The 12,114-nt window shown below is 35.4% G+C and carries 9 protein-coding genes; 5 read left to right on the top strand and 4 right to left on the bottom strand.

Annotated features, from left to right (window positions below):
• Nucleotides 1-9: 9 nt before the first annotated feature.
• Together aceF and aceE are read right to left on the bottom strand one after the other, a co-directional pair.
• Entirely contained in the window at nucleotides 10-1,599 is a 1,590-nt protein-coding gene (gene aceF / locus B6C99_RS08785) for a pyruvate dehydrogenase complex dihydrolipoyllysine-residue acetyltransferase (RefSeq protein ID WP_086359480.1), read from the bottom strand.
• Between the two features lie 12 nt (nucleotides 1,600-1,611).
• Nucleotides 1,612-4,278, bottom strand: coding sequence for a pyruvate dehydrogenase (acetyl-transferring), homodimeric type (aceE, locus tag B6C99_RS08780; RefSeq protein ID WP_086359479.1), 2,667 nt, complete (start codon nucleotides 4,276-4,278; stop codon nucleotides 1,612-1,614).
• A gap of 376 nt (nucleotides 4,279-4,654) precedes the next feature.
• On the opposite strand from aceE, the gene lipB reads away from it, so the two are divergent.
• Both lipB and lipA read left to right on the top strand, forming a co-directional pair.
• Nucleotides 4,655-5,275 carry a lipoyl(octanoyl) transferase LipB gene (lipB, locus tag B6C99_RS08775; protein ID WP_086359478.1) on the top strand — a complete coding sequence of 207 codons (621 nt, stop codon included), beginning with the start codon at nucleotides 4,655-4,657 and terminating at the stop codon, nucleotides 5,273-5,275.
• A 10-nt stretch (nucleotides 5,276-5,285) separates the two neighbouring features.
• Complete coding sequence (lipA, locus tag B6C99_RS08770) at nucleotides 5,286-6,245, top strand: lipoyl synthase (protein ID WP_086359477.1); 960 nt, start codon at nucleotides 5,286-5,288, stop codon at nucleotides 6,243-6,245.
• A gap of 25 nt (nucleotides 6,246-6,270) precedes the next feature.
• Here lipA and B6C99_RS08765 read toward each other — a convergent pair whose 3' ends face one another.
• Entirely contained in the window at nucleotides 6,271-8,043 is a 1,773-nt protein-coding gene (locus B6C99_RS08765; protein WP_086359476.1) for a DUF3413 domain-containing protein, read from the bottom strand.
• Between the two features lie 190 nt (nucleotides 8,044-8,233).
• Here B6C99_RS08765 and B6C99_RS08760 point away from each other — a divergent pair, with 190 nt between their 5' ends.
• From B6C99_RS08760 to B6C99_RS08750, 3 genes are all read left to right on the top strand, one after another.
• Nucleotides 8,234-10,009 (top strand): Lon protease family protein, encoded by a 1,776-nt coding sequence (locus B6C99_RS08760; protein ID WP_216819436.1) that lies wholly within the window; start codon nucleotides 8,234-8,236, stop codon nucleotides 10,007-10,009.
• A 137-nt stretch (nucleotides 10,010-10,146) separates the two neighbouring features.
• Nucleotides 10,147-10,671, top strand: coding sequence for a bifunctional 3-hydroxydecanoyl-ACP dehydratase/trans-2-decenoyl-ACP isomerase (gene fabA, locus B6C99_RS08755; protein WP_086359475.1), 525 nt, complete (start codon nucleotides 10,147-10,149; stop codon nucleotides 10,669-10,671).
• Between the two features lie 93 nt (nucleotides 10,672-10,764).
• A complete protein-coding gene (locus B6C99_RS08750; RefSeq protein WP_086359474.1) occupies nucleotides 10,765-11,247 on the top strand; it encodes a thermonuclease family protein in 483 nt (160 codons plus the stop codon).
• A 367-nt stretch (nucleotides 11,248-11,614) separates the two neighbouring features.
• On the opposite strand, the gene B6C99_RS08745 is transcribed toward B6C99_RS08750, so the two are convergent.
• Nucleotides 11,615-11,824, bottom strand: a complete 210-nt coding sequence (locus tag B6C99_RS08745) for a cold shock domain-containing protein (RefSeq protein ID WP_065579252.1) — start codon at nucleotides 11,822-11,824, stop codon at nucleotides 11,615-11,617.
• Nucleotides 11,825-12,114: the final 290 nt, after the last annotated feature.

Raw genomic sequence — 12,114 nt, 5'->3', positions numbered from 1 at the left:
TTTCCCCCACTACATCACTAATCGACGTAAGTCGGATAAAACATTAACAATATGGCTTAAGAAGCGTGCACCATCAGCCCCGTCAATTACTCGGTGATCGAATGATAATGATAAAGGTAACATTAGACGTGGAGTAAATTCTTTACCATTCCAAACTGGTTTCATACTAGAACGAGATACACCTAAAATACCTACTTCAGGTGCATTTACAATTGGTGTAAATGAAGTCGTTCCGATACCACCTAGGCTAGAAATGGTGAAACAACCACCTTGCATATCACTACCGGTGAGTTTACCGTCACGCGCTTTCTTGGAGATTTCCGCAAGCTCTTTCGAGAGTTCCACAATACCTTTTTTATTAACATCTTTAAATACCGGCACAACTAAACCATTAGGAGTATCAACGGCTACACCGATATTAATGTATTTTTTGATGATAAGAGTTTGAGCATCTTCAGACAACGAACTATTAAAACGAGGATAAGCTGTTAAAGCGCTGGCTACTGCTTTCATAATAAACACTAGTGGCGTAATTTTCAGATCGAGTTTTTTCTTTTCAGCTTCGGCATTTTGTTGTTTACGGAAAGCTTCTAATTCAGTGATATCAGTTTCATCAAACTCAGTAACATGTGGAATCATCACCCAGTTACGATGTAAGTTGGCACCTGATACTTTTTGGATCTTGGTTAAAGGCAAGGATTCAACTTCACCAAACTTACTAAAATCGACTTTCGGCCAAGGTAATAAACCTGGTAATGCTCCACCAGTTCCACTATTTTCAACCTGTTTGACAGCATTTTTTACGTAAGCTTGAATATCTTCACGTAAAATACGATGTTTAGGGCCAGTAGGTTGTACCTTAGCTAGGTTAACACCAAACTCTCGAGCTAAACGGCGAACAGAAGGAGTTGCATGTGCATAAGCATCATTTTCTACAAATTCATTGGTATTTGCAGGTGCGGCTGGCGCAGCAGAATTATTGTTAGTATTCGCAACTGGAGTTGCAGTAGCTGGTTTTTCTGCAGCCACTGGTGCGATATCAGTTTTTACTGGTGCACTGCTAGCTACTGTCTCAAATTCCATAATTTTTGAGCCAGTTTTAACTTTATCACCAATTTTTACTGAAATGCTTTTCACAATACCGGCAATAGTAGCAGGCACTTCCATTGAGGCTTTATCGCCTTCTACAGTTATAAGAGAATCATCAACGGAAACTGAATCACCAACTTTAACTAAAATTTCAGTGACCTCAACTTCATCACCACCAATATCAGGTACATTAACATCAACCACTTGGCTTGCGCTTGGGGCTGATGGTGCAGCAACTGGTGCGGTCGTTTCTTGTTTATCTGCTGCAGCCTCTGTTCCGCTGTCATCAAATTCCATAATACTTACACCAGTGGTAACTTTATCACCTATTTTAACTATGATTGATTTTACAATTCCTGCTTGTGGAGCAGGAATTTCCATTGACGCTTTATCGCCCTCAACCGTTAATAACGATTGATCAGCTTCAACTTTGTCGCCAACTTTAACTAAAATCTCTGTTACTTCAACTTCATCACTTCCGATATCGGGTAATTTTATTTCAATACTCATTATTTTTACCTCTTATGCAATACGTGGATTGAGTTTATCTGCATTGATTTCGAACTTTTTAATCGCGTCTTCAACAATACTTGCTTGAATATCACCACGTTTAGCTAGTTCTCCTAATGCGGCAATCACCACATAAGATGCATCGACTTCAAAATGATGACGTAAATTTTCCCGACTATCACTACGACCGAATCCATCGGTACCTAGTACCCGGTAGCTTTCTGCTGGTACAAATCCACGAATTTGTTCGGCATAAAGTTTCATATAATCAGTTGAAACAACTGCAGGGTTGTTATTCATTATTTGAGCAACATAAGGCACTTTGGCTGGTTCGCTTGGATGTAACATGTTGTAACGCTCACAATCTTGACCATCACGAGCCAATAGTGTAAATGAAGTGACACTGTAAACGTCTGAACTGACACCATAGTTTTTAGCCAAAATATCGGCGGCTTCACGAACATGTCGTAGCATTGAACCCGAGCCTAATAATTGCACAGTTGGTTTCCCTTGTTGCCCTTCTACAGTATCGAGTTTGTAGATACCACGACAAATCCCCTCTTGTGCACCTTCAGGCATTGCCGGTTGGGCATAGTTTTCATTAAGGGTTGTAATGTAATAGTAAACATTTTCTTGTTCACCATACATACGACGTAAGCCATCTTGCATAATAACTGCCACTTCATAAGCATAGGCTGGATCGTATGATAAACAGTTCGGAATGGTTAATGCTTGGATATGGCTATGACCATCTTGGTGTTGTAAACCTTCTCCGTTTAATGTTGTCCGACCTGAAGTCCCACCAATCATAAAACCACGTGCTTGTTGATCGCCTGCTGCCCACATTAAATCACCAACACGTTGGAAACCAAACATCGAGTAATAAATATAGAAAGGAATCATAGGGAAATCATTATTACTATAGGATGTCGCCGCCGCTAGCCATGATGCCGTTGCACCGCACTCGTTGATACCTTCTTGCAGAATTTGTCCTTTCTCGTCTTCGCGATAGTAAGCAACCTGCTCTTTATCTTGTGGGGTATACTGTTGACCATGTGGATTATAAATACCAATTTGGCGGAATAGACCTTCCATACCAAAAGTACGCGCTTCATCTGCTAGAATTGGTACTAGACGTGGCGCAAGATCTTTATCTTTTAACATGATATTAAGCGCACGTACAAAAGCAATAGTGGTTGAAATTTCTTTAGTTTGTGCTTCAAGTAATGAAGCAAACTCTGTTAAAGGAGGAATTGAGACCGTTCCTGAAAAATGAGTTAATCTTGAAGGTACATAACCATGTAACGCTTGACGACGTTCATGAATATATTTGTATTCTGGAGTATGTTCTTCAAATTTGATGTAAGGTAATTTTTCAAGTGCTTCATCAGTCACCGGAATATTAAAGAAGTCACGAACATGACGAACACCATCCATATTCATTTTTTTGACTTGGTGGGCAATGTTTTTCGCTTCAGCGGCTTCACCCATACCATACCCTTTAATGGTGTGAGCTAAAATCACAGTTGGTCGCTCTTTGGTCTGTTTTGCTCTGGCAAAGGCGGCAAACATTTTTTCTGGATCTTGACCACCACGGTTAAGTCTAAAGATTTCGTCATCAGACATATCTTTGACTAATTCAGCGGTTTCCGGATATTTACCAAAGAAATGTTCACGCACATAAGCACCATCTTTGGATTTAAACGTTTGATAATCGCCATCGAGAGTTTCATTCATCAAACGAATTAATTTACCTGATTTATCTTTTTGCAATAATTTATCCCAGCGATCACCCCATAGCACTTTGATCACGTTCCAACCAGCACCGGCAAATACCCCTTCAAGTTCATTAACTATTTTGCCATTACCAGTTACAGGGCCATCAAGCCGTTGTAAATTACAATTGATAACAAAGACTAAATTATCGAGTTTTTCACGTGTTGCAACGGTAATGGCTCCTTTTGCTTCTGGCTCATCCATTTCACCATCACCTAAGAAGGCATAAACCGTTTGTTCGGTGGTATCTTTTAAACCACGATGGTTTAAATATTTTAAAAAGCGAGCTTGGAAGATTGCGCTGATAGGACCTAATCCCATTGAAACGGTTGGGAATTGCCAGAACTCCGGCATTAATTTTGGATGAGGATAAGATGATAAGCCTTTTCCATGAACTTCCTGTCTGAAATTATCGAGTTGCTCTTCAGTTAAACGCCCTTCAATAAAAGCACGCGAGTATATACCCGGTGAAATATGGCCTTGGAAGTAGATTAAATCACCGCCGTCTTTTGCATTACGTGCGCGAAAAAAATGGTTAAAACAGACTTCATAAAATGTCGCTGCCGATTGGAATGATGCCATATGACCGCCTAGCTCTAAATCTTTTTTAGAAGCGCGTAGCACCATCATAATAGCATTCCAACGAACAATAGAACGGATGCGTCTTTCAATTTCCCAATCACCGGGATAAGCCGGCTGTTCTTCAACTGGGATAGTGTTTATATAATTACTGGTTGAAGAACCGAAGAGTAAAGGAACGCCACCATCTCTAGCTTTATTGACAATTTGCTCAATAATATATTGGGCACGTTCGACGCCTTCTTCACGAATAATAGAATCTAAACTTTCCAGCCAATCTTTTGTTTCAACTGGATCGATATCATTCATTTGCATGTCCGACATATAAAAACCTCTTTTTTGTTTTAAAAAATGCAGTTTTTGCTATCCTTAGCTATAACAGACGCCATAACTAAAATTACAAGCTCCAACTTTTGCATTACGGATGCTTTAATGATATCAGTCTGCCATTTTCCATTAAAAAGTAAAGCAAACCACCGTCTAGAAAAGAATGTTAATTCCTATTAAAACAATCAACTATTTCAATCATTAATTTAGATAAATAGATAATTATTTGATATAAATCAATTTAAATCATGAGATTGGAAAGAATATTACCCTGTGAGTTATACCTTGAATACTTAGCGGTTGTCAAGTTATAGTAAAATCTGCTATATAGTTGTTAATTTATTGATAAATGAAGATTGATTAAACGCAAACTATGCCAAATAACAACGTAATTATTAAACAGTTGGGAACGGTGCCCTATTTGTCAACTTATCAAGCTATGCATGATTTTACCCAGCAGCGTGATAAACAAACGTTAGACGAAATTTGGCTAGTTGAACATCCAGCCATTTTTACCCAAGGCAAGGTTGGTAAACCTGAGCATCTTCTCACCCAAACGACTATCCCCGTTGTGCAAACTGATAGAGGTGGACAAATTACTTATCATGGTCCCGGACAGCAAATTATGTATATCTTACTTGATTTAAAAAGGCGTAAAATAGGTATCCGTGATGTCGTCAATTATCTAGAAAATAGTGTTATTCAAACATTAAAGCACTATGGTATTACCGCCTATTCAAAGCAAGATGCCCCTGGCGTTTATATCAATCAACAGAAAATCTGTTCTCTTGGATTACATATACAGCATGGCTGCACTCTTCATGGATTAGCGCTTAATATTGATATGGATCTGACACCGTTTAATTATATTAATCCATGTGGCTATGCAGGTTTAAAAATGACTCATATGAAGCATCATATTGCAGAGATAGATCGTCAAGAGATTAACCAGTTATTAACTGATAATTTTATTAATCAGTTACCAAACAATTAAGATATTAAATATGCAAAATACTGAAAATCAAATCCGTAGTTCAAAATATCGTGACGCTGATAAAACACGCCTCATCCCAACCATTATGGTTGAGGAAGTCGCTCCATTAAAAAAACCTGATTGGATGAGAATTAAACTATCTGCTAATAACGATAATATTACCCATATCAAAAATACTATGCGCAAACATGGTTTACATTCGGTTTGTGAGGAAGCATCGTGCCCTAACTTGGCAGAGTGTTTTAATCATGGTACCGCTACTTTTATGATCTTGGGTGATATTTGTACGCGTCGATGTCCTTTCTGTGATGTGGCTCATGGTCGCCCTTTACCGCCCGACCGAGAAGAGCCAAGTAAACTCGCACAAACCATTCAAGAGATGAAATTACGTTATGTGGTGATCACCTCTGTTGATCGTGATGATTTGAAAGATGGCGGAGCTAGTCACTTTGCCTCTTGTATCCAAGAGATTCGTTTATTAAGTCCAAATATTAAAGTCGAAACTTTAACCCCCGATTTTCGTGGTTGCATTGATGAAGCCGTTGCGGTTTTAAGTGAAAATCCACCAGATGTATTTAATCACAATCTGGAAAATATTCCTCGTTTATATAAAAAGATACGCCCTGGTGCAAGTTATGAAGGGTCATTAAAATTACTTGAAGTATTTAAAAACCAGCATCCAGAAATTCCAACAAAATCGGGATTAATGGTGGGATTAGGTGAAACCAATGAAGAACTTATTCAAGTTTTGAAAGATTTACGTAGTCATGGTGTAACCATGTTAACTTTAGGTCAATATTTGCAACCAAGTAAATATCATTTACCAGTTGAACGTTATGTATCACCTCAAGAATTTGAAGAATTAAAACAGACTGCTTTAGCAATGGGATTCACCCACGCTGCTTGTGGGCCTTTTGTCCGTTCTTCTTATCATGCCGATTTACAAGCAATGGGAAAAGAGGTGAAATAAATATCACCTCCTATTAATTTATTATTTAATTATCGACAACAATAAAACGGCGATTTTCAGTAACAATTTGTAAGAAGATTGGTAAGCTAATTTTTTCGTCTTTCAATTGTTTACCATTTAGATCATAAATTTTAGATCGTCCATATGTATCAATCACAACCGTTTTATCTCCATAAAGTGCCGCAACCTGATTTTCATTTCCCGCTAGAATCCATTTACGCCCTTGTTGGTCAAATAAATTCTGACCTTGGCTATACTGTTTTGCAGGAGTAGTGACGTTGAATGCATCTTGCATTAATGTTCTTAAAATATCTGTTTCTGAAGTTATATTATTAACTTTTTCGGCTTCTTTACTCGGCCATGAAATAATTAATGGCACTTTCAAAGTATCTCGATCAAAACTGACGTCACCATTTCGTAAGGCAACTTTTTTAGCTTCATCAATTTTTAAATCGTTAGAACCAGTAATAATGATTATGGTGTTTTCATAAACATTAGATAATCTTAAATAAGCAATTAAAGACTCTAAATATTGATCAAGTTTTTTTGCTTCTGTCTCTAATTCAGATATTGGCATTTTTTTGTTTTTTGTCCAAAGCGAATATTGGATAACAGAAAATAACGGAGCATGGTTTTCGAGTTTATTTTGTTCATCATGCCATGCTATCCAATTATCCGTTGTTTGTTTATTGGACTGTTTTTTACCATCCGGAGTGGTGAAATTAGACAGTAATGCATAGCGATAAAGCGGTTCAGAAAAACCATCAGCAGAAAATAGACCAACGTTATAATGCTGTTTAGTTACGGTTTCAAATAATACCGATGGTTTATGACCGGCAAGAATACTATTATAGTAATTAGGATCAAGTCCATAAAATAACGAGAAATTATTTAAGTAGGCTTGATTACTTGAACCATAATGGTTGGTGAACTGTATATTTTGGCCAGCGAACTCTTTAAGCCAAGGCATGTTGTTAGCTAATAGTTGGTTATTCCAACCATTAATGTCAATTATCAAAATATTAGGTTTATTTGGTTTTTCGTCGAAAGTAATTCTATCGAGTGGATATTCAATAGCAATTGCAAATGGATTACCTTCTTGAATTGCTCGATTACGATAACCATTCTCTTCAATAAATCCATAACGTTCAAGAAAATGACGCGCAGTGAGTGGATACGAAATCGGTAAACTTGATCTTTGCATGGTAATTGGACGATAGAAGTTCGCATCAGCCCAGATATGAATTAAATGCGATGAGACAAAACATAGAATAAAAGCAATTACTACTGGCCTTACAAAACGTTTCCGTTTGCTTAAGCTACGTAACTTTTTCCAACTCCAAATGGCAAATAATATCTCAATTAAAAGAATAAAAGGGATAAGAATAAAAGCACTGTTTAAAAAAGATGTTTTGTCCGAAGTAAATAATTGCCATATAGATAGATTAAGGTGCATTCTAAAATGAGAAAACACTTCAATATCAATCAGAAGTAAACTAATTCCTATTGTAGCGATGACAGTAGCAATGATTCGTTGCCAACGTGAAGAGTGAATAAAAAAGCTTAATGGAAACAGTAAAATTAAATAGGCTATAAAGGTGAGAAAACTAAAATGTCCTATAGCACTAATGATTGCATAAAAACGCCCCATAAAAGTTCGAGGCCAGTCAGCAATTAACAAATATTGACTACCAAGCACAATAACAACAAAAATATTAAATAGGGTAAACCAATGCCCCCAACTGACTATCTGCGAGGTTTGATCGTCTTTGATATGATTATTTTTGAGTTTGAGCATATTTAATTGTTGTTAGTGGTAGTAATCAAGAAAAACTAAACTAAATTTACCCTACAGTTTAACTGATTTTTAAAAATCTTTCTGTAATTTTTTTATTTGTTAGCACAAAGGTATTGGTTATTTGTTGGCGTTATAATCGATACTTGTTATAATTTAATTTAATAATATAGCTAATAGAAAAGACAATACTTTGGCAATCAAACAACTCAACTCTCAAGAAGTCCAACCTGATATAGATTACATTTTAAATAATAACGATATTAAAACAGATTTATTCAGTGATGGATTAACAAATGTACTATCATGGCAACCTCGCGTTGCCGCTGCCGTGTCACTATTATGTAAAAATAATAATACACATTATCGCTCACGTTTTATGCTACTAAAAGCTTCTGAAAGCGAACTTTTCTTTGATCTTCTTAAACAATCGGTTAAATCAAGTTTAACTACTACAACGCTAGGTTATAGTTATTATTTTAGTGAAAATAAAATCACATTAATGCAAGCGAAAAGTAAACAAGATAATTTTGCTGTTCAAGATAGTTGTTTATCAGCAATCATAGTTGATATGGAAAAGCTTTTTGGTTGTGTAAGGCAACCTGAAAATAACCCGATTAAATTACAAGCTGGTTTAGTTCATCATGCAAATGGTGGGGTTTTAATTTTAGGTTTACGTTCACTACTTACTCAGCCTATTGTTTGGACCAAATTAAAGCAGATGGTGGTATCGCAAACCTTTGAATGGTTTTCAGTTGATGATTCACATCCTTTACCATTATCCATTCCAACTATGCCGTTAGATTTGCGCATTATTTTAGTTGGTGACAGATTATCATTAGCAGAATTACAGGAATTTGAACCTGAATTCTATTCATCATCTATTTATGCTGAATTTGAAAGTGAACTAAAAATAACTGAATCTCGGCAAATCAATGATTGGATGAATTACTTACAATTTATTAGTCGCAAACTATCATTACCAAAAATTGAAAAAACAGCTTTTGCTAAAATTTACAAACATGCAACAAGATATACCGGTGATCAGTATTATCTACCGCTCTGCATTGAGTGGATTCAATCATTATTACTAAATTCATCTTATTTTGTACAAAATGAGAATATTGATACATTAGCAGTCAGCAAAGCTTTAGAACAAAAAACATGGCGAGAAAATTATCTAACCGAGCGATTCCATGATGAGTTCTTTACCAATCAAATCATGATTGATACTAAGTCGCAAGTGGTTGGGCAGATTAATGGCTTATCGGTTATTGAGTATCCGGGCTATCCTAAAGCCATCGGCGAACCAACACGTTTAAGCTGTTTAGTTCATTTTGGTGACGGTGAATTGATTGATATCGAACGTAAAACCGATCTTGCAGGTAATATTCATTCGAAAGGAATGATGATTATGCAAGCATTTGTTATGTCGGAGTTTGCAATTAATCATCAACTACCATTTTCTACATCTTTGGTGTTTGAACAATCATATAGTGAGATTGATGGCGATAGTGCCTCTCTTGCGGGTCTTTGCGCTCTTATTAGTGCACTTTCTAATCAACCTATCGATCAACAATTAGCTGTCACAGGATCGGTTGATCAATTTGGTCATGTTCAATCAATTGGTGGCGTAAATGAAAAAATCGAAGGCTTTTTTGCTGTTTGTCAGCATCAAGGTTTAACTGGTCAACAAGGTGTAATCATTCCAGCTAGCAATCAACGTCATTTGAGTTTAAGTGATGAAGTTATTGATGCCATTAGTAATAATAAATTTTCAATTTGGGCTGTCGAACATGTCGGAGATGCACTCTACTTATTAACTGGTATTCCTTTTAAAGATGAAAACAAAATTAGTCTTTATAAATTGATTCATGCGCGTATGCAGTCAATGTTAGTTCAAGATAGAAAACACGATGGTTGGCTTAGTCGCTGGAAAAAAATTGCAAAAAGTAGCAATACACAATAAACTGAAACCAAAATTCCATTGATGGAATCAAAAAGATAATAATGTAAAACTTTACAGCTTATAATAGCTATTTGTTTTATATTAAATAATGCTTTTATAAGCAATCAGGTAATGACAACAAAATAAAAGGTTTTTTTATGACATTTGAACGTAAATCTTCGTATGATAAAGCAGATTTGATTAAATCAGGCAATAGTGAATTATTTGGTCATGATGGACCGCCATTACCTTCTGATTTAATGCTAATGATGGATCGTGTCATCGAAATGAACGAAGACGGTGGTAGTTTTGGTAAAGGCTATGTTGAAGCTGAATTAGATATTAATCCTGATTTATGGTTTTTTAAATGTCATTTCAAAAATGATCCAGTAATGCCTGGTTGTCTTGGCCTTGATGCATTATGGCAATTAGTCGGATTTTATCTAGGCTGGATTGGTGGTAAAGGTAAAGGGCGAGCACTTGGTGTTGGTGAATTAAAATTAAAAGGCCAAATATTACCTCATAATAAAAAAGTTACTTATAGAATTAATTTTAAACGCGTTATTAATCGTAAGTTAATCATGGGAATTGGCGACGGTGAAGTTTACGTAGATGGTAAATTAATTTATGAAGCAACTGATCTTAAAGTTGGTTTATTCAAAGACACTTCACAATTTAATTAATATAGCTTGATACTCCTTGCCCACCATCAGTTGCTCACTGATAATTAGCAAGGAGTTTTTATATTCACCCTACTATTTTAAAAATTATCTACAATGCGTTTTTTTAGAACTTTTTTCCTTTCAATTGCCCTTTTCTTTATTGTAATTAACCAAGTACACGCTGACTTGAATGGTAAAATTGTCAAAGTGATTGATGGCGATACTGTTGATATTTTAACGCCGGAAAAACAAAAAATTCGGGTTCGTCTGTTAGATATTGATGCTCCAGAAAGTCGACAAGCATATGGTAATGCTTCAAAAAAATACTTAGCGTCATTAATCGCCGGTAAAAGTGTTTTTATCAAAGAAAATAAAAAAGATATCTATCAACGTACATTAGGAACCATATACCTTGAACAAATCAATATTAACGCTAAAATGGTAGAAAATGGTTTTGCATGGGCTTATCGCTATAAAGGCGTCGTCAATAATAACAATATGCTGAAACTTGAATCAAAAGCCAAACAAAATAAAAAGGGATTATGGAAAGATAAACATCCTATAGCACCATGGGAATTTCGTTATCGTAATAAATAATTTTAAATTTTTTGCTAGGTAAAATAGCTGCCAATAGTTGTAATGTTTCTTTTAATTGCTAATAACTTTCTTCTTGGCTTTTAACTGACTTCACCTAAATACATTAAATTTTGCTTGTTCAAAACCTTGCCGTTAATTAACTACATATTTAGTAATAGCTTTAGTGATACCATCCACTTTATCAAAATAAGTTTCACAATTTTCAATTAATTCAGCTATACAGACCGAAGATAAACCAAACAGAATTAAAAATAAATTTTTATTTATGTTATCAGGATAATATAAAAATGAAGAATGGAATAAGATAAGTTCTATAATGGAAGAGAATCTTACCAGTAAAAAATTACTGGTAAGATTAAACAATCAGTTAGATGATTGTAACATCAGCAGCTGCTGGACCACGAGCACTATCTTGGATAGAAAATTCTACTTGTTGACCTTCGCCTAGAGTTTTAAACCCATCACCAGAAATCGCAGAGAAGTGAACAAACACATCTTTACTTCCATCTGAAGGAGAAATAAAACCGAAACCTTTACTTTCATTGAACCATTTAACTTGACCAGTTTTTTTAGACATAATAATCTTCCTATAAATAAATTAATCTCTACCATAAAAGGCAATACTTAAAAACATAAAACCTAGACTACTTATTAACAAAGAGAAGACAAGACTGAAGAAAACTAATACAAATGTGATCGAAGTAAACTACAAACTGCATAAATCTAAATGTTACAAAATAAATAAATCTGCATGTAATATGCCGATGACTATTAACTCATAAAAAGGTGATGAATACAAGCAATGTTTTTTTTAATTTGTAAATTTTCTTAACATGATTAGTAACCAATTGTTATTAATCATGTTAA

This window comes from Gilliamella sp. N-G2 (genome assembly GCF_002142215.1).
Lineage (GTDB): Bacteria > Pseudomonadota > Gammaproteobacteria > Enterobacterales > Orbaceae > Gilliamella.
This window is presented reverse-complemented; position numbering and strand designations above follow the sequence as displayed.